Raw genomic sequence first — 19241 nt, 5'->3', positions numbered from 1 at the left:
CCCACCTGGCCGTCACCCTCAATTCCACCCCACGACGAGGAGCGCCGGCGCTCCTCGTTGGTGCTCCTGACCTTGCTCCTCGCCCACCGGCCTCGTGCCGCTCTGCATCAAACTCAGGCGCCGAAGAGAAAGACCGTCCCTCCCATGATCGCATAGAGGAGGATCAGGAGCAGCCCTTCTAGCCAGACCAACTCACCATCGTGCGTAATCTCGCTAAAGAGGAAGGCCCCCAGCGCCAAAACTGCAATCTCAACAATGCTGAAGACCAGATCAAGACGCTGAGGCGCAAGCAAGCTGCCTAGCACCAGGATCGGAGCCACCAGCAGCGCAATCTGAATCGATGAGCCAGCAGAGGCGGCCAGCACCATTCCCATGCGCTTATCCAGCGCCATATTAATGGTATTGAAATACTCCGGCAAACCGCCGATGAGAGGAAGAAAGACCAGACCAACAAAGGCTGGGTTCCAGCCAAGGAGCTGGGTAAACGGTTCAATAGAGGCGACCAGAATATCCGAAACCACAGCCACGCCGGCGGTAGCGGCGGCCAGCAAGAGCAAAGCTAGCCAGAGATTAGGCTTTCTCTCGCCTGTCTCTTTCGCTGCTGACGCTTGTGGAAGCGGAGGTCTCACCTGCTGTGCTTCGGAGGTCTGTTCGGCGAGCGAGGCTCTCTCCGGCTGCACACGCTCGCTGGCTACTCCGCTCGCGCTTGGGGACGCGGAACCTCCCTGACCAGGGGGGGAGCTGGCAGGCGCCGGCGCCGATTCTGTCCGCTCCGGGACTACCATAGCCTGCAAGGTGCGGTCCAGCTCGCGCAGCACGCCGCTCTTGTTCGGCAGATTGCTATGAGCCAGGCGTTGGCGGTAAGCCAGCAGACGCAGTAAGGCGGCCTCAGAGCGAGCCCCCAGCACCGGTTCAAAGCTCTCTTCTGTCGTCCCCTCGCCCTCAGCGGGATGGTCACGAAAGCGAAAGACACTGAAGAGGATCGAGGCGGCGTAGCCAAGCAGCAGCAAGATGGCAATAAAGTCGGAAAGCTGAATGCCACGCTCAACGATATGGCTCTGGCCAGCGCGCGAGGCCAGCAACTCGGCCACCGCTGGCAGCAGCAAGCCAGCGATACAGAGCGCCAGCAATGAAGCATACTGGCTGGCCGGACGTGTCTCAAAGCGCAGCCGCCCATGCTTCAGACAGCCAACCGTCGTAGCCACTCCCAGCACTAGCAAGATATTGCCAAGAATAGAGCCGATAATTGAGGCGCGCACCACATCCACCAGCCCCTCGCTCAGAGCGAAGAGGCCAATAATCAGCTCAGTGACGTTCCCAAAGGTGGCAAACAGCAGGCCTCCAATGCGCTCGCCAGTATGTTCGGCCACAGCCTCAACTGCCCGCCCAATCAGCGCCGCCAGCGGAAGAATCCCCAGGGCAGCACACCCAAAGCGCACCAGTGGAGGAATCTCTACCTGCAACAGCTCCAGCGCCACTGCCAGCGCTGCGAAAACTAATAGACTATAGAACCAGCGCGACATAGATGTCCCTTCCCATTTCGCTGACCTGGAGCCACTCCCAGGCTCCCACAAAGAGCCAGAAGCGAACGGCCCCTGTCTGCCAGTAGTTAAGCCTATGCTCTTCCCCTCTGTCCACCGTAATCCTGCGGAAAGGGCCGCATTGCTGCTTATCATTAGATGCGGCACCTATGCTGAAAAAGAGAACTCAGCCACTCAGCCCGGTGCAGCAAGTCCCTGGCTGTGGCCTGCAAGCGAGATTGTCAGTTTCGCTCACCTGCCCGCTGATTGAACACCAGCTACCAGGGAGAACGCAGGAGGCGCTACCCAGGGAGACGCTGGTACTAACATCCCTGGCTGGAAACGGGGCTGTTACTTTATCGATCTCTCACTCGCTTGTGCCAATGTAACAATTCTAAGTGGCCATTGTAGGCACGGAGAACGCATGAAGAATACGATTACGCAAGATCGTCAGGACGACCTACTGGATCTGATCGCTCTGGTTGAACATAGCACGCAACCACAGCCGGCTGTCTCGGCCAGTGGGGCCGGGGCCGCCGCTCAAGCCTCGGCGCCCGGTCTGCCGAGCTATCAGCCAACCTCCCTGGCTGTTGTGAACCGCTTCCTTGATTTCGTCGATGCTATCACTGGCGGCAAAGCCGGCTGGTTTCAGCGGCTCTTCACATATCTTTTCATCGGTGGTGCAGCGGCTGTCGTCAATATGGTTGTCTTCTATATTGTTTTCTATCGCATGTCTATACCGGTTAATACTACGCTGCACAATGCAATTGCGAATATTAGCGCCGCTGAAATCTCGATTATTGCCAATTTCGCAGCCAACGATTACTTTACCTTTCGCCATCTCCCAGGCCACCAACGCGCCTGGTGGCAGCGCTGTCTGCGCTTCCACCTCACGGCCATTATTGGTAGCCTGTTGAATTTCTGTATCGAATTGAGTCTGACCAGCTTTGCGCATATGCCTGCGCTCTTGTCGCAAGCCATCGCGATTCTGCTGGTCTTGATCTACAATTTCTCCTTCCATCACATCTTTACCTATGGAGGGATGAGCACAGCCCACTGAGGAAGCGGCCTGGCTGGCAGAGACAGCGCAGCAGACGGCGGCTTCTGGCAGTAGAGGCGGACGCGGCCCGGCCCGGCGCCGCGCGATGAGCTGCTGCGGCAACGACAGTCAGGCAAGCCTGCGGCCTGGCTCACCGACCGACTCACTGGCTCATCTAACTGACGGTAACTGAACCGAAGCGAAGCGCTTGAGGCAGCGGAGTGATTGTCTGTCTAAAGTGAGCTGGGGATAAGCACAAGCCATGAGCAGCAAGGGAGTGACCTATCGACTAAAGTCGCGCGCTGAGATTGAAGCTATGCGCGCAGCAGGAGAGATCGTCTGGCGTGCCCATCAGGTGGCGGCTTCGCTGGTGAAACCTGGGGTGAGCACTGCCGAAATTAACGAGGCAGTCGAAACGTTTCTCACAGAGCAGGGAGCGGCACCGCTCTTCAAAGGGGCCCCGGGACCGGTTCCTTATCCGGCGACTACCTGCATCTCGCTCAATGAGCAGATCGTCCACGGCATTCCCGGCAAGCGCCGCCTCCAAGAGGGAGACATCGTTAGCATCGACATTGGCTGCCGCCTCGATGGCTGGTGCAGCGATGCTGCCGTGACGCATGCAGTAGGCCAGGTTGATGCGCGCGCCAGACGGCTGCTGCAGGTAACCGAAGGGGCCCTGCATTTGGCCATTGAACTCCTTGCACGCAAGTCACGCTGGGCCGACGTCGCGCGCGCCATGGAGCAATCTATTCGCCAGGCCGGTTTCACCGTGTTTGAGCAGTTGATCGGGCATGGCATTGGACGGGAGATGTGGGAGCCTCCCCAGGTCCCCAACTTCTACCGCCGCGACATGGACTTCCCGCTGCGGCCCGGCCTGGTCATTGCCGTTGAGCCGATGGTAGGTATGGGCAGCAAGGAGATTCGCATTCTGCCTGACCACTGGACCATTGTCACCGCCGACGGCTCGCTCAGCGCCCATTTTGAGCATACCATTGCCCTCACCGAAGATGGTCCCCAGGTGCTTACTACTGGTAGCGGTGGCCTCGTCTGGGGTTGATCCGTTGGTCGTGGGGGCCTCGACTCAGCTCAACTCAAGGCAAGTCTTAATCTCTTGCAACAATGAGGGCAAGCAGTACCTTGTTAGAGCAGTCAATGGGCCATGAAGGGCCTACCGCCCGTTGGCAGGCCAGCGCAGCGAGGAGGGTTCGCCCTATGCAGGAAGCAATAGCAGAAGTATATTGTGATGTTCAGCAGCAGGACCTGCACAGAAGGCAGATTTCTCTGAAGTGGCTGGCGCTCACAACCTTGGTCCTCCTGGTGCTTGGCAGCGGCTGCGGCCCCCTGGGGAATGCGCCTCCGCCCTCGCCGACCTCACCTGTCAGTGCGGCGGCGCAGCAGATGCAGGCCCTCTGGATGTACGATGAGCAGCATGGCTGGGCCTCAACGCAGAGCTCCGTCTTGCGTACTACGGATGGAGGCGTTCACTGGCGCGATGTCACTCCCCGGCCCGAAGCTGACTCGGCCTCGCAAGGGCCAGTCGAGCGCATCGTCACCGCCTATCTGGATGCTCAGACGGCCTGGGTAGCGCTGATCTTCCAGAACGCCCGGACGACTCCCATTTACCATACGAGCGATGGGGGGCAGAGCTGGCGGCGGACAAATGTCCCTGCTCCAGGCATCGGCGTTGTGCAGCTAACCTTTGTTGATGCGCTTCACGGCTGGCTACTGGTCAATCTCGGCATTGGTAGCAATGCCGAAGCCGTTGCTATCTGGCGTACCAGCGATGGAGGCGGCCACTGGCAGCGAGTCATGCAGGTCTCGGCGGCTCAGGCCCAGACGGCTCAAAGCCTGACCACTCTTCCCTACAGTGGCAGCAAATCGGGCCTGGCCTTTATCAATACAACTACTGGCTGGGCCACCGGCAGCGAACCGGGCCTTAATCGAGCCTGGCTCTATGTGACCCATGACGGCGGCCAGAGCTGGCAGTTTCAGTCTCTGCCGCTCCCCACTGGAAGCGAGAAAGCCCAGATCGCTACCTTGCCGCCGCGCTTCTTCTCCAGTCGCGATGGCCTCCTGCCCGTCAATCTCTATGCCGCTGGCAAGGCAAGTCTCTATTTTTACATCACCCATGATGGCGGCCAAAGCTGGCGCTATGGGGCAGCTCTCCCAGCCTCCGTTATTGCCTGGTCCTTTGTGTCGGCCACTATCGGCTATGCTACCGACCGCACAAGGCTCTATGTGACTCGCGATGGGGGACAACATTGGAGCCAGCAGCTATCCGCTGGCCCCTTTAGCGACGTCATTCAACTGGATTTTCTGACGGCTAACATTGGCTGGGCCTTATGTCTGGCGCCGCCGGCGCAAACTCATATTCTGAAGACCACCGACGGTGGCCAGAGCTGGCAACAGCTCAGCTAGTGCCGTGATCAGCCGGACAAACCAGCCAAACAGACAGGCAAAGCAAGATCGTTTCTCTCCTCGTCGGTGGCGTGTCTGGAAAAAGGAGCGGCCCATCGCAGTAGGCGATGAGCCGCTCCCTGCCTGTGCGCGCGAAAAAGGAGGAACATGGGGATTGCTACTCTGCTCTGTTCTCCGCCGAGAAGCGAGAAGAAGGAAACTGCCCCTAGCTGCTCAGAGCCGCGCGCCGCTCACGCAGCTTCGCTAGCCGCTCCTCTTGCTCGCTGAGGCGCTCGCGCTCGCGCTCCACCACTTCAGGCTTGGCGCGCTTCACAAACTCCTCGTTCGCCAGACGCGCCTGAAAACGGGCGATCTCCTGCTCCGTGCGAGCGATCTCCTTATCGAGACGCGCTAGCTCCTTCTCCACATCAAACATCCCAGCCAGCGGCAGATAGATCTCCACTGGTCCCGCCAGTAAGCCCATAGCCCCCTGTGGCTTCGGCTCCAGGCGCTCATAGAAGCGTGGTGCCTCGGTGCGTGCCAGGAACTCAATCAAGGGCGCCTGCTCGCTGAGCAAAGCCAGTTTCGGACCGGCGGCCAGCAAGACCTGAATGCGGCGCGCCGGCTCCACGCCGAGCTGATTGCGAGCGTCGCGGATGCGCGTGATCAGCTCCTGTAACAGGGCGAAGTCCTCCTCAGCCTCCTCATCTCTGGCCGAGGGCAACGGCTGGGGCCAGGGCGCCACGATCAGCGCTGGCGCGGGCCAGCGCACCGCCTCTGGCTCGCTGAAGCGATAGAGATGCTGCCAGACCTCTTCTGTCACGAAAGGCATGAAAGGATGGAGAAGGCGCAGCGAAGCATCGAGCACCGAGCGTAGAATAGCCGCCGTCGTTTCGCGGGCTGCGGCATCCCCCTGGAGCTGCACCTTGGCGATCTCCACATACCAATCGCAGTATTCGGTCCAGAAGAACTCATGAATGCGGCGTCCGGCTTCACCAAGCTGGAACTCCTCAAGAAGCTGCGTCACCTCGGCGATCAGCTGTGAGATGCGGCTCACAATCCAGCGATCAGCCAGTGTCCGAGGACGCAGGGCCTCCAGAGGAGGAACGCCGCCCCCGATCTCTGCGGTAGCTGTCAGCACGAAGCGCGAGGCGTTCCAAATCTTATTCGCGAAATTGCGATTGCCGACGATGCGCTCCGGCACCAGCTTCATATCGTTGCCCGGCGTACTGCTCGTCGCCAGAGTGAAACGCAGGGCATCGGTGCCGTACTGATCCATGACCTCGATCGGATCGACGACGTTGTTTTTCGACTTGCTCATCTTCTCGCCCTTGGCGTCGCGCACCAGGCCGTGTAGATAGATCGTATGGAAAGGAATGGTCCCCATGAAATGGATGCCGGCCATCACCATGCGCGCCACCCAGAAGAAAATGATGTCGTAGCCTGTCTCCATCACCGAGGTCGGATAGTAGCGACGCAGATCCGGCGTATCGTCGGGCCAACCGAGCGTACTGAAGGGCCACAGCCAGGACGAGAACCAGGTATCAAGCACATCCTCATCCTGATGCAAGCGCTCGCTCTCGCAATGTGGACAGCGCGTCACATCCTCGCGACTCACGATCGTCTCGCCGCAATCGTCGCAGTACCAGACAGGGATACGATGACCCCACCAGAGCTGACGCGAGATGGTCCAGTCGTGGATATTCTCCAGCCAATCGCAGTAGATTTTCGTGAAGCGCTCGGGCACAATGCGGATCTGACCGTACTTGACCGCATTGAGGGCCGGCGTAGCCAGCGGCTTCATGCGCACAAACCACTGTTTTGAGACCAACGGCTCAATGACCGTATTGCAGCGCTGGCAATGACCCAGAGGAACCGTATAATCCTCGATCTTGACGATCAAACCCTCCTGCTGAAGCTGCTCGACCAACTGCTTGCGAGCCTCAAAGCGGTCCAGACCGGCAAAAGGCCCGGCCTCTGGGGTCATCTTGCCGTCGAAGCCGATCACCTGCACGCGCGGCAGGCCGTGGCGCTGACCGATCTCGAAGTCGGTCGGATCGTGGAAGGGGGTCACCTTGACCGCGCCGGTACCGAAGCCCATTTCCACGGCCTCATCGGCGATAATCGGAATCTCTCGCCCGATAACCGGCAGAATGGCTGTACGCCCCACCAGGCTCCGATAACGCGCATCACGCGGATTGACTGCCACCGCTGTATCGCCCAAGATCGTCTCTGGGCGCGTCGTGGCCACACTGATATATTCAGGCGCCTCGGCGCTGCGACCAGCCTCCGGCTTGAGCGGATAGCGCACATAGGTCAACTTGCCGGGCGTATCCTCATGCTCCACTTCCAGATCAGAGATGGCACTCATGCAGCGCGGGCACCAGTTAATGATGCGCTCGCCGCGGTAAATCAGGCCCTCCTCGTAGAGGCGCACGAAAACCTCACGCACCGCTCGCGAGAGGCCTTCATCCAGAGTAAAGCGCTCCCGCGACCAATCACAGGAGGCGCCAAGGCGGCGATGCTGGTCCTGAATGCGCTTCTTATAATGGCCGACCCACTGCCAGACCCGTTCGAGAAAGGCAGCACGGCCCAGGCGATGACGATCAGTACCTTCCTTGGCCAGCTCACGCTCTACCACCGCCTGGGTCGCAATGCCGGCATGGTCTTCTCCCGGCACCCAGAGCGTCTCATCTCCACGCATGCGGTGGTAGCGAATCAGAATATCCTCAATGGTAGCCGTGATGGCATGGCCCAGATGCAGCGCACCGGTCACGTTCGGGGGCGGCATGCTGATCACAAAGGGAGGCCGCTGCGGATTTGGGCGCGGCTTGAAGTAGCCGCCTTCCTCCCAGAAGCGATACCATTTTCCCTCAACCGCCTGCGGATCATAGGCTTTGGGAAGCGCCGCTAACAACCGTTTCTTCTCCTCGGTGCTGGCTATCTTGTCCTGTTCAATCATGTTTCCTCCTGCGGTAGTAGGTGGACTGCTCTGTCACCGCCTGACTAGCACTGCTCTTGTACACGAAACTGATGAATGCTGGCAACGATAATGACAACAAGGGATAGATACTTGAAAAACTGAATAAATGCCGCAGCAGGCTGAACTGAACCCGAGGCAGGTCCAGTCAGGTCAAACATCAATCGTTGAGAGCATGGCGCTGCCTGGCTGACCGTCTTCTTGCCTATTGCCTGGCAACCAACCAGCGCCTTGCCATTAAGCTTCCCTCCCGAGGTAGGGAGCCAGGCGGATAACGGTTTTAACAGAAAACCCTTCCCGTCGTCAAGGACGAGAAGGGTTCATACTCGTGGTACCACCTTGCTTCAGCCAACCGTCCTGCTCCTCTCCTGGTTGCCTGCCTGAGTAGACTGCCGGCAAGGCGCTCGCTCGCCAAACAGCAAGCAGAGCAGCTTTTTGCTCGTCATTTTCCCCGCATCCTGGAGGACGATTGACCCTCATTAGTGCATTAACGGGCACACCGGAGCAGCTCACGCCTCCACCGGCTGCTCTCCCTCTCCTGCCAGCCTGCAGGTAGACTGACAGGCCCGGATTGGCCGGACCGCCAGCGGGAGCACAGCGGGGAAAAGACCCCACCCTCGTGCAAGGATGTTGAGGATCGGGCGCGATGCTGCCTCTTTCAGACTCCCAGGCGACCTTCAGCGCTCGCCATCCGGGGAAGACTTGCAGCCGATGATCTTCCCTCTCTGCCGGGGTCAGAGCGCCTACTCCTCCTGTTCAGCGTCTGCATCGCTATGATGGCGCATCAAGTGCGCCTTTGTTCGGATTATTTTTAGTGTAACGGATCGCGTAGCAAATGTCAAGCAGGGGAGGAAACCAGGCCGCCGAACGGGCAGTCAGCGCGCCAATGGAGGAGTGGGGCCTGCCGCGTAGACGAGCGCCCTGAGACAGCCTCACGGCTGTGACTGAGCAGCCTGGGAGGTCTGAGCTGCCTGGGGTGCGAAGGCCTGAACGATCTGCTGCATGAGACGCGTCTCCGGCACCGCCCCCAGCACCTCAAGACGATCATTGACAACCGTCTTGGGCACCCCCTGAACGCGATAGCGCTGGGCCAAATCGACAAATTCCGAAATCTCTACAACATCCGCTGTCACCCGTTCACTGGCCATAGCTAGCTGATGAGCCAGCAAGGCCATGCGTGGACAGTAGGGGCAGGTCGGCGTAACAAACACCTGAATGTGCAGGTCCTGCTGGAGCGCCTGTAATTGCTGCTGTGTCTGGGGACTGAGCGTCAGCTCACCCCGCGAGAGCGCGCGAATATCCTCGATCAGCGTACTAAACTCGTAGCCTGCAGGAATACCAAAGAAGCGCAGCCGTCCTCTGGCCTTGCCCTCCAGAATGAAGGCCGGAATACGCTCAATCTGGAGCTGCTTGGCCTGCGCCTCATCGCGATAAAAATCCTTGATCTGAAGATGGATCTTCTCCGAGAGGCCAGCCACCTCCTCCAAAAGCTCACGCGTCTCCTTACAGAACTGGCATTCGTGTCCGGGGATCAGCAGCGGCGACTCACGTTGTGTAAAGTAGGTGATCGTCACCTCCCCATCCAGATCCTTGAACAGGTCGCGGATCTTTTCACGGTCGCTTGCACCGATCAAAGCCATAGTATCACCTTCTTTTTCTGGTTACAGCTTAGCGTCACACTGCTCCTCTGCTGGCAAGCTACCGGCAACCCTCGCGAAGACGGGTCCCATCTCCCTCCGCCCATAGCAGAGAATCTGGTAGGGAGACGGGGGACCCGCCACATTCTACCGCGCCACGCAGCAGCTTGCATGCACAGCTATAGCGGCCAGCAAGACCAGGGCCAGCTACCGTGCGCGGGCAGGGGCCGAGCGCTAACTGACAATAACACCGACCGCACCTCACGGATGAGCGTGGGTCGCCAGGTCCTCGGCAGTTGTCAAGGCAGGCTCCTCTACCGGCTCGCTCACCAGCGGCAGACCGCGGGCCTCCCAATCGGGGACGCCGCCGTCGACCGCCACAACCTCACGTCCCGTAGCCGCTAGCATACTGGCAGCGATCGAGGCGCGGTGACCGCTGTGGCAGATGACCGCCAAAGGCGTATGGCGCGGCAGGCTCTCCAGGTGCTGCGGTAAATCGCCGATGTGCATATGGAGAGCGCCAGGAATATGGCCCTGTCGCCACTCATCGTCACGGCGCACATCCAGGACAGTCAGCGACGGCTGGCCCTTCCAGCGGCGATAGAGCGTCTCAATGTCAATGCGCTCGAAGCTGCTCGTCGGTAGAGCCGCAGCCTTCCAGGCGGCGATACCGCCCGCCAGGTAGCCCTGAGCCTGCTCATAGCCAATGCGGATCAGCTGAACCACGGCTTCGCGCCGGCCCTCTTCGTCCTCGATCAACAGCAAGAGCGGCGTATTGAAGGGCAGCAGCCACCCGACGTAGGTTGCAAAGGAGCTGTCTAGCTCGATGTTCAGCGAGCCGGGGATATACTCACGAGCGAACTCACGGCGGGAACGCCCGTCGATCAACGGCAGACCCTGCTGTAGCCAGCGCTGCACCTCCTGCGGCGAACGTGGCGGTAGCTCCGGTAGATGGCCCAAAATGCGCGGCCCCTGCTGGTTAATGTCATGCATGTAGCGGTAATAGTGCGGATAGGCAGTGTAGCTGGCGATTTGGCGGCGCACAAAGTCGGCCTCGTCGCGCGCCCGCACAACAGGGTTGGCCAGGCGCTCCTGACCAATAGTCGTGCTGCGCTTGGCCCCAACGGCGCTGGCTACGCAGAAGGAACCGGCTCCGTGGGTCGGGTAAACCAGCACACTATCGGGCAAGGTCTGCAAGAGGCGCATGAGCGAATGATATTGCTGGCGCGTTAGGGTCAGAGTCAGCTCGGGACCCAGCAGGTCAGTACGGCCCGCGCTGCCAACGAGCATGCTGCCACCGCTGAAGAGGGCGTAGGGCTGGCTACTCTCCGGCTCATAGACCAGGTAGCTTGTATGCTCGGGTGTGTGGCCCGGCGTTGCCAACGCCTGAAAGGTTAGCTCGCCCACGCGGAAGCGCTCGCCGTCGCGCACCGGCTGGTGGGGATAGCGCAGGTGAGCATCAGCGCTGGCGACAATGGTCGCGCCGGTGCGTTCCGCCAGCTCACGCCCGCCGGTCACGTAGTCATTGTGAATATGCGTCTCCAGGATGTGGGTGATGCGCGCCTGGGCCCGCGCGGCAGCCTCCAGGTAGACATCGACATCGCGGCGTGGGTCAACGACCGCTGCCTGACCACTGCGCCCATCGCTGACGAAGTAGGATTGGTGCCCCAGTCCTTCAATGTAGAACTGCTCAATTTGCATGGCTCTCACCTCGCTGCCACCCGCCTGCTACCAGCTTCGGGAGGGGTGGCGCTCGCCCAAAGCTGGGCCGCTCTCTGGTCTACGGGAGCGGCCGCTCTCCTCTATCAGTATATCATCTTGATACGTTATGTCGATATGACAACTTTTGCCGAACGAAAAACGAAGGCTACCAGACTGCTTAACACATGCCCCTGACGGGACCTCGCCATCCTGCGGCCTCTCTGCTCCTGGCCTGGCGGCGCGCAAAGAGCGACTGGGCTGACGGGCTGCCTATTCAACCGGTAGCCCATGCAGGCGCCAACGGGCCATACCACCTTTGACATTGACTACGCGCGAGAAGCCCAGATGTTGTAGCTGTCTAGCTGCCTGGGCGCTGCGGTGTCCACTCAGACAGATCAGCAGCAGCTCGCAATCGCGGGGTACTTCGCTCACGCGGCTGCCAAGTTGGCCAAGTGGAATATTGAGCGCGCGCGGTGCGTGGCCGCTGCGATATTCCCACGGCTCGCGTACATCGATCAGCACAGCGTTGCTGTTTGCACTGGCGAGCCGCTCCCAGGCTTCCCGCACGTCGATTGTCGGGATCGCCTGCTCTCCGGTTTCTGAACGTCGTAGGAAGCGTTCAAACATTGGTCTTACTCTCGTACCTGCCTTCCACTCGCATTGCGGGGGAAGCAGCCATCCCTTGGTGATGGGCTGCCACCCTCCTTGACTTTCCTCTTTAATTATATTACTATATAGTCATGAAGTCAAGGGGTGATGGGTGGCAGGTGGTAGTCAGTACTCACAGTGAGAAAGGAGAGCATCTTGACTGAGGAAAGACTCTATGCAGCTCAGGAGAGAGAGGAGCGGCGACCGCAGGACCTTGCGGGCGGGGCGCGCTGGAAGCAGATGAGCAGCGAGGGGGGCTTTCCTGATCCGCTGCTGGAGCTGATTGCGGCGCGCTTTCGGCTCTTGGGGGAGCCGCTGCGTCTCAAGCTCCTGGCGGCCCTCACAGGCGGTGAGCGCAGTGTTGGCGAGCTGGTAGCCATGACGGGGGCCAGCCAGCCGAACGTTTCCAAGCACCTGGCGGCTCTCATGCAAGGGGGGCTAGTCAAACGGCGCAAAGTCGGCACGAGCATCTACTATGCTCTCGCCGATCCCAGTGTTCTGACGCTATGTGACATCGTCTGTGCTGGCGTCCAGGAGCGCTTTACCTCGCTGGCTCAGAGCCTTCAGTAGCCATCGGCGGCAGGCAGTACTAAGGGGACGCTGATCGGGCGGAGAAGTCCGGCCCTGTCGCCTCAAGAGAAAGGGCGCTCAAGAGCGCTTCACCCCGTGCAGCCGGGGCCTGACTTCCTACAACTGCCGTCTGCGGTCCAGCCTGCGCTTGCTTACATTCGCTGGCGAACGTGACCAGCACGGCGCTGAGCGAGCCAACGACGATCAGGCTTACTCGCGGATGCCGGGCAGAAAGAAAGCCTGTTTCCAGGCAGCGCTCATCAGAGCATAGATAGATCATAGAAGGAGGGAGAAGACTGATGGCAAGTTACGGTTTTGGTATCACGTTGGCTTTACCCTATGAGCAGGCGATTGAGCGCGTCAAGGAGGCTCTCAAGGCGGAGGGCTTTGGTGTCCTGACCGAGATCGATGTGCGACGGACTCTGCGCGAAAAGCTCGGGCTGGAGACGGCCCCCTATGTGATTCTGGGGGCCTGCAATCCACACCTGGCTCATCGCGCTCTAGAGATCGAACCGGAGATCGGTCTCCTGCTCCCCTGTAACGTCGTTGTGCGCGCCGCTGAGAACGCTAGCCGCGTTGAGATCGCTGATCCCAAGGCCATGCTGGCTATTAGTGGCAATCCGCAGCTTGATCAGCTTGCGCAGGAGGCGAGGGCACGGCTACAGCGTGCTCTCGCTGCGCTTGCTCCATTGAGTGCCCCCTCAGCATGATGCCTTGCTGCCTGTGCCCTGGTATCCTATAATGAGGGGCAGCGTCCCGCTGTGAGCATATCGTCATGACCATAGCCGCATAAGCGGACGCGAGCGAACTGGGCCAGGCTGAGGAGGAGTATGCCAACACCGCAACAATTGACGCCTGGGCCGACGCCGCTCTATCATCAGCTCAAGCAGATTCTGCGTGGCGAGATTGAGCGCGGCGTCTACCGTCCCGGCGACCGCCTGCCGACCGAGCAGGAGCTGATGCAAACCTACGGCGTCAGCCGCATTACGGTACGCCAGGCTCTGAACGAATTAGAAGATGAGGGCCTGGTCATACGGCGTCACGGCAAAGGCACCTATGTAGCCGAGAAGCGCATCGAGCAGAGCCTTGTCCGCCTGACCGATTTTGTCGAAGACATGGAGTTGGCCGGCCTTGAGCCATCTTCGCGGGTGCTGGCCTTTCGACGCGAGACGGCCAGTCGCGCCGTGGCGACGGCCCTGGGTCTGCGTGAGGGTGAGGAGGTGATGCGCCTCGACCGTCTGCGCCTGGCCAATGGCCGGCCCATTGCCTTCGACGTCACCTGGCTACCGATGCGCTTCGGTGTGCTCTTGCCTGAGGAAGAGCTGAGCCGCGAGACCATCTATCATCTGCTGGAGTCGCGCTACGGCATCCCTATTGAGGCCGGCACCTTTGAGATTACGGCAGCCAATGCGACGCCCGAGCAGGCGCGCCTGCTGGAGGTGTCGGTAGGGACCGCTCTGCTGCTGATTCGCCGTCTCTCCTGTACAGGAGGCAATGCACCTGTTTATATACAAGAACGCTACTATCGGCCCGACCGGGTGAGCTATCGGCTGTGCCTGCAGCGCCGCAGCGGTACGGGAGGCCGCCCACCGACGATCAGTGAGCTGCGCCCAATTTTCGCCGAAGCCGAGGCAGGTACTTCGCCGTCCCAGGGCCTGCGAGGGCGCGCCCATACGGAACCTGGGAGAACGCGCGAAGAGACCGCTGAGGGGAGAGAAGAAGGCTCGTCCGCCCAGTAGTGAAGGCTGACCAGCGCGCAAAAAACAGAGCCACAGAAGCTCATGCTTCTGTGGCTCTCGTCTTCGGAGGCTCCTCGAGCAGGATTCGAACCTGCAACCCACCGGTTAACAGCCGGTTGCTCTACCGTTGAGCTATCGAGGAATGGAACTCTCACAACGGCTTGCGACATTATTATAACGCGGACGGCTGAATTAGTCAACACCCTTTTTCTGACTGGGGAGCCAGGCCAGAGTGACACACTCCCAGGTCGGCGCTGTGGCAGCAGTTCCAGCCCAGCAGGTAAAAGAACCGCTGCAGGGGCGAGAAAGCGGTCCGAGCCAGCCCTAGCCTGGCACTTCCTTTAGCATGTCCTCTAGGGTTCCGCCGCTCATCGTTGAGCGTCCTGGCAGATCACCCCTCGCTGCGAGGCTGGCGAGGAAGGTGGGTGGCCGAAAGCAGCTCATGGGGGACTGCCGTTGCGCTGGCTCTGTTACGACGAATCATGAGCCAGGAGCTGATGATCCCGAAGATCAGGGCGATGAGGATAGTGACCAGCGTGCCAGCGAGGTCCGGCTTGATTACCATCAGGAAGACGATGCCAATGGCCAGGAATGAGGTCGTGATGGTGGTAGCCCAGTGCAGCGGATAGGTCAGCGCCTGGCGCAGCTCTAGGCTGACCGGTCCCTCGCTGGCTTGCGCCAATAAAGCGCCGAGGCGGCGCCCATGCGCCCCGTTGACCGGGGAGACAACCAGGCCAATGAGCAGAAAGAGCACAAGCGAGACATCGAGCCAGGCGTGACGCCATCCCCAGGCGCCCAGGAGCATGGCCAGCCCTGCAAAGAAAATGACGGACGACGTAAGAGGCATGAACAGCGCCAGGGGACGATTAACACTAGACCAGACGCGCACGGCCTCAACGCTTCTCGCCTGACTTGCTCCGATCATAGCGGTTAGCTCAATAGCCACCCCCATGAAGAGGCCGAGGGCACCTAGAATGTGTAAGAAGAGCACAAGATGGTACCAGTCAAGCATAGACGGTCTCTCCTTTGCGGACACTCCTCTGTCGGTCATTGGTTGGGCGACGAAAGGGCACTCTCAAAACCCCTGCGCCAATAATTATGCCGGGCGGCTCCTTGCTGAACCAGGAACGAGTTCACAGACAGACTGCCCAACTCCTCACTCCAGGAATGTGAGCGCTTTCGCTCTCGCTCTGCGAGCGTTGTCGCGCATGGCCAACCCTGGAATTACTTACGATCTCATCACAAAAGGGCTGAGGCCCTTTCTCGACGACCTGACAGCGTTGCAACTTCGCTGCTCAGGTGTTCTACTATTTGTCAGGAGCTGGCGGATACGGTATTCTCCGCAAAAAAGTTCAGGTTCTCTCCCGATGGCAGCGACCTGCTATTACGCTAGAGTAAAGAGTGTCGAGAGCACATCTGAGAGAGCTGAGAAGGCGGAGAGCAGAATTTGCCAAGAGGAGTGCGATGGAAAAGCAGATATTGCGCAACTGCACAGCGGCGCGCTGGCCATTAGCTCTCAGCGTCGTGGCCGGCCTGCTGGCGCTGCTGGCGACCGTTGGGCAGATGGCCTTACTGAGCTGGATCGTCGCACGGGTCTTTCTTGGCCGTGCTGGCCTGCAGCAAGTCGCAGCAGCCCTAATCGCTCTACTGCTGATGATCTGCTTGCGGGCAGGGCTGGTCTGGTTGCGCGAGTTCTGGGCGCGGCGGGCTGGCCATCGGGTCAAAAGCCAGATGCGACGGCGCCTGTTTGCTCACCTGCTACAACTTGGCCCGCTCTTTGTGCGCGGCGAGCGCAGCGGTGAGCTGGTCGCTACGCTGAATGAGGGCTGTGAGCGCCTGGAGACCTATGTAGCTCGTTACCTGCCGCAGACTGTTTGGAGCCTGGTCATTCCGCTCCTCTTGCTGGCCATCATTTGGCCGCTCGATCATCTCAGCGCCGTGCTCCTGTTGATCACCGGGCCGGTCATTCCTATCCTGATGATCGCTGTCGGCAGCTATTCCCAGAAGCATATTCAGCGCCAGTGGACGACCCTCGCTCGCCTGAGCGCCCACTTTCTGGATACGATCCAGGGCCTGGTGACCCTCCACCTCTTCGGGCGCAGCGGCGCCCAGGAGGCGCGTGTGGCTCATCTGAGCGAGGAGTACCGCCGCCGCACGCTGAAAGTCTTGCGCTACGCCTTCCTCTCTGGCGCGGTCCTGGAATTTATGACCATGCTGGCCATTGGCCTTATCGCTGTTTTCCTGGGTGTGCGTCTTCTCAATCGAGAAATACCTTTTGAACAGGCTTTTCTTGTCCTGCTGCTCATACCAGAATTCTATCGCCCGCTGCGTGAACTGGGCACCCAATATCATGCCGGCATGGAGGGACGTGTCGCGGCGAAGCGCATGCTAGAGATCCTGGCTGCCACGCCGCCGGTCAAGGAACCGACTGCGGCCCCGTCAGCGTCAGCGCTGCCCGTTGCTCCCTTGACCATCACCTGCGAGCAGGTGACCTGTCGCTACGCCGATAGCGAGCGTCCGGCGCTCCAGAATCTGACCTTTACGCTGCCGGCGGGGTCGTGCACCGCCCTGGTTGGGCGCAGCGGCGCCGGCAAAAGTACGCTGGTCAATCTACTCATGCGCTTCATGGAGATCGAGAGCGGAGCCATCCTTGTCAATGGGCTGCCCCTGGACCGCTTGCCGGCGGACCTGTGGCGGGAGTACGTGGCGCTGGTGCCGCAGCGTCCCTATCTCTTCAGTGGCAGCGTACGCGACAATCTGCGTCTGGCGCGACCGGAGGCCAGTGACGAAGAGATCGAGCGCGCCGCTGAGCTGGCGGGGGCGGCCTCTTTCATCCACGCGCTGCCGCAGGGGTATGAGACCGAGCTTGGCGAACGAGGCTTACGCTTAAGCGCCGGGCAGCTCCAGCGTCTGGCTTTGGCGCGTGCTTTCCTCAAGCAGGCGCCGCTGCTGATCCTGGATGAGCCGACCTCTAGTCTTGATCCCGAGAGCGAGACCCTCCTACGCGAAGCGCTGGCCCGCTTGCGTCGCGAGCGTACTCTACTGGTCATCGCTCACCGGGTCAACACAGTGGCCGCCGCTGATCAGGTGCTTGTCCTTGACGGCGGACGCCTGGTCGAGGTTGGCGAACCGGCAACGCTGCTGGGGCAGCCTACCAGTGCCTATGCTCAATTGATGACGGCTCGTATGCGTGAGGCTGGGGCCTTACCCGGAAAGGAGGCCGAGGCGCTATGACTCGCCGGCGATCAGCTCCACTAAGAACAGCCTGGCGTCTGCTGGCCTTTTTACGGCCTTTCATCCCTCAGATTGTGGTGACGGTGCTGCTGGGAGGCGTCATGGTCGTGTCCAATATGCTCTTATTGAGCATGGCCTCCTATCTGATCGCCGGCGCGGCCATCGTGACCATGATCGTCCTGCTGAGTATCCCGATCACGATCGTGCGCCTGATGGGCCTGGTGCGGGCCGCGGCTCGCTACGGGGAGCGCCTGCTCTCGCATAATGTCACCTTCCGCCTGCTGGCTCACATTCGCGTGGCTGTCTATCGACGGCTGGCACCGCTGGCGCCGGCCCGCCTGCTCCAGTTGGGCAGCGGCGACCTGCTGGCTCGTCTGGTCTCGGATGTGGACGAGCTGCAGAATCTCTATCTACGTGTTGTGTCTCCGGTGCTGGTGGCGGCTCTCGTGACGATTGTGACCTGCTGGCTCTTTGCCATCTTTCATACCGTTCTGGCTCTGACGGCGCTGGTCTTTCTGCTGGTGACCGGCCTCGGGCTGCCGCTGCTGGCTTTGCGCCTGACGCGCGGACTAGGTCGAGAGCAGCTCGCCCTGCGTGGCAAGCTCAATGAGCACATCGTTGAGAGCCTGCAAGGTATGAGCGATCTCCTGGCTTATGGGCAGGCCACTCGCCGCCGTGAGGAGTTGGCTGCCTGGGAGCAGCGGCTTGATCGTCTTCAGCGTCGCCTGGCCGTGGCGGGCGGTCTGCAGGAAGGCCTGCAAGAGCTGCTGACGGGCCTGGCCGTTTGGGGCATACTGCTGCTTGCTATCCCTCTGGCGGTGACCACCCAGATCAACAGCGTCTACCTTGGTTTCCTGGCCATGCTCATCCTGGCCGCTTTCGAGGCCATTACGCCGCTGGCGCAGGCCTTTGGCCAACTGGGTCACTCCCTGGCCGCTGGCGAGCGCCTCTTTCGCATCATCGATACACCGCCTGCCGTCAGCGATCCGCCCCAGCCCGCCCCCTTACCGGCCAGGGCCTCGCTGGAGCTAGCCTTTGACGGGGTCCATTTCCGCTACGAGGAGCAGGGCCTGCAGAGAACGCTGACTGACATCTCTTTTCGCGTTCCTGCCGGGGCGCGCGTGGCCATTGTCGGCCCCAGCGGCGCCGGCAAAAGTACCTTGCTGCGCCTCGCCCTGCGCTTCTGGGACCCGCAAGAGGGGCGTATTCTGCTGGCCGGCCAAGATATTCGCTCCTTTGCCTTAGCCGATCTGCGCAGCCTGATGGGAGTCGTTACTCAGGAGACCTATCTCTTCAACGACACCATCCGCGGCAACCTGCGTCTGGCGGCGCCCTCTGCCACAGAAGAGCAGATCTGGCGCGCTCTGGAGCTGGCTCAGCTTGATGACTTTGTGCGCCAGCTCCCTGCCGGCCTCGACACCTGGGTCGGCGAGCAGGGCCTGAAGCTGTCGGGCGGCGAGCGCCAGCGCCTGGCCATTGCCCGCGCCCTGCTCAAAGATGCGCCCATTCTCTTACTCGATGAAGTGACCGCTCATCTGGACCGTCTGACTGAGCAGGCTCTGCTTGAGGCGCTGAATACCTTGATGGAAGGCCGTACCACGCTGCTCGTGACCCATCGTCTCCTGAACATGGAGCGTATGGATGAGATTCTTGTACTAGATGAGGGGCGCATTGTCGAGCGAGGCAGACACGAGCAGCTTCTTGCTCATGATGGTCTCTACCGACGTTTGTGGGAAGTGCAAAACGCCCTGCTGCCTGTCGCCTGAGCCTGTGGAC

14 protein-coding genes and 1 tRNA gene are annotated in these 19241 nt (G+C 60.6%); 8 read left to right on the top strand and 7 right to left on the bottom strand.

Annotated elements, in window-relative coordinates; translation table 11 throughout:
- Positions 1-113: 113 nt before the first annotated feature.
- Positions 114-1523, bottom strand: coding sequence for a calcium:cation antiporter family protein (locus AC6H1L_RS08810; protein ID WP_497601123.1), 1410 nt, complete (start codon positions 1521-1523; stop codon positions 114-116).
- A gap of 421 nt (positions 1524-1944) precedes the next feature.
- On the opposite strand from AC6H1L_RS08810, the gene AC6H1L_RS08805 reads away from it, so the two are divergent.
- The 3 genes from AC6H1L_RS08805 to AC6H1L_RS08795 all read left to right on the top strand — a co-directional run bounded on the left by AC6H1L_RS08805 (position 1945) and on the right by AC6H1L_RS08795 (position 4977).
- Complete coding sequence (locus AC6H1L_RS08805) at positions 1945-2580, top strand: GtrA family protein (protein ID WP_497601122.1); 636 nt, start codon at positions 1945-1947, stop codon at positions 2578-2580.
- 241 nt (positions 2581-2821) lie between these two features.
- Positions 2822-3616, top strand: a complete 795-nt coding sequence (map, locus tag AC6H1L_RS08800; protein ID WP_497601121.1) for a type I methionyl aminopeptidase — start codon at positions 2822-2824, stop codon at positions 3614-3616.
- A 155-nt stretch (positions 3617-3771) separates the two neighbouring features.
- The gene (locus AC6H1L_RS08795; protein ID WP_497601120.1) at positions 3772-4977 is read left to right on the top strand and encodes a WD40/YVTN/BNR-like repeat-containing protein; all 1206 of its coding nucleotides are present in this window, start codon (positions 3772-3774) and stop codon (positions 4975-4977) included.
- 205 nt (positions 4978-5182) lie between these two features.
- On the opposite strand, the gene AC6H1L_RS08790 is transcribed toward AC6H1L_RS08795, so the two are convergent.
- The 4 genes from AC6H1L_RS08790 to AC6H1L_RS08775 form a co-directional block, all read right to left on the bottom strand.
- Complete coding sequence (locus AC6H1L_RS08790; protein WP_497601119.1) at positions 5183-7918, bottom strand: valine--tRNA ligase; 2736 nt, start codon at positions 7916-7918, stop codon at positions 5183-5185.
- Positions 7919-8868: 950 nt separating this feature from the next.
- Positions 8869-9576, bottom strand: coding sequence for a protein disulfide oxidoreductase (pdo, locus tag AC6H1L_RS08785; RefSeq protein WP_497601118.1), 708 nt, complete (start codon positions 9574-9576; stop codon positions 8869-8871).
- Positions 9577-9834: 258 nt separating this feature from the next.
- Positions 9835-11274 carry an MBL fold metallo-hydrolase gene (locus tag AC6H1L_RS08780; RefSeq protein WP_497601117.1) on the bottom strand — a complete coding sequence of 480 codons (1440 nt, stop codon included), beginning with the start codon at positions 11272-11274 and terminating at the stop codon, positions 9835-9837.
- A 270-nt stretch (positions 11275-11544) separates the two neighbouring features.
- Positions 11545-11901 carry a rhodanese-like domain-containing protein gene (locus AC6H1L_RS08775; protein ID WP_497601116.1) on the bottom strand — a complete coding sequence of 119 codons (357 nt, stop codon included), beginning with the start codon at positions 11899-11901 and terminating at the stop codon, positions 11545-11547.
- Between the two features lie 177 nt (positions 11902-12078).
- Between AC6H1L_RS08775 and AC6H1L_RS08770 the strand changes: the two genes are divergently transcribed.
- The 3 genes from AC6H1L_RS08770 to AC6H1L_RS08760 all read left to right on the top strand — a co-directional run bounded on the left by AC6H1L_RS08770 (position 12079) and on the right by AC6H1L_RS08760 (position 14231).
- Positions 12079-12492, top strand: a complete 414-nt coding sequence (locus AC6H1L_RS08770) for an ArsR/SmtB family transcription factor (protein WP_497601115.1) — start codon at positions 12079-12081, stop codon at positions 12490-12492.
- Positions 12493-12791: 299 nt separating this feature from the next.
- Positions 12792-13202, top strand: coding sequence for a DUF302 domain-containing protein (locus tag AC6H1L_RS08765; RefSeq protein WP_497601114.1), 411 nt, complete (start codon positions 12792-12794; stop codon positions 13200-13202).
- A 120-nt stretch (positions 13203-13322) separates the two neighbouring features.
- Complete coding sequence (locus AC6H1L_RS08760) at positions 13323-14231, top strand: GntR family transcriptional regulator (RefSeq protein WP_497601113.1); 909 nt, start codon at positions 13323-13325, stop codon at positions 14229-14231.
- A gap of 70 nt (positions 14232-14301) precedes the next feature.
- Here the strand turns inward: AC6H1L_RS08760 and AC6H1L_RS08755 are convergent.
- Positions 14302-14373: transfer RNA gene (locus AC6H1L_RS08755), tRNA-Asn, on the bottom strand.
- A gap of 249 nt (positions 14374-14622) precedes the next feature.
- Complete coding sequence (locus tag AC6H1L_RS08750) at positions 14623-15243, bottom strand: DUF2269 family protein (protein ID WP_497601112.1); 621 nt, start codon at positions 15241-15243, stop codon at positions 14623-14625.
- A gap of 452 nt (positions 15244-15695) precedes the next feature.
- On the opposite strand from AC6H1L_RS08750, the gene cydD reads away from it, so the two are divergent.
- A complete protein-coding gene (gene cydD / locus AC6H1L_RS08745) occupies positions 15696-17465 on the top strand; it encodes a thiol reductant ABC exporter subunit CydD (RefSeq protein ID WP_497601111.1) in 1770 nt (589 codons plus the stop codon).
- Positions 17462-19231: a thiol reductant ABC exporter subunit CydC gene (gene cydC / locus AC6H1L_RS08740; protein ID WP_497601110.1), complete on the top strand. Its 1770-nt coding sequence runs from the start codon at positions 17462-17464 to the stop codon at positions 19229-19231. The genes cydD and cydC overlap by 4 nt, the downstream gene beginning before the upstream one ends.
- Positions 19232-19241: the final 10 nt, after the last annotated feature.

Source organism: Thermogemmatispora argillosa (genome assembly GCF_059696725.1).
This window is presented reverse-complemented; position numbering and strand designations above follow the sequence as displayed.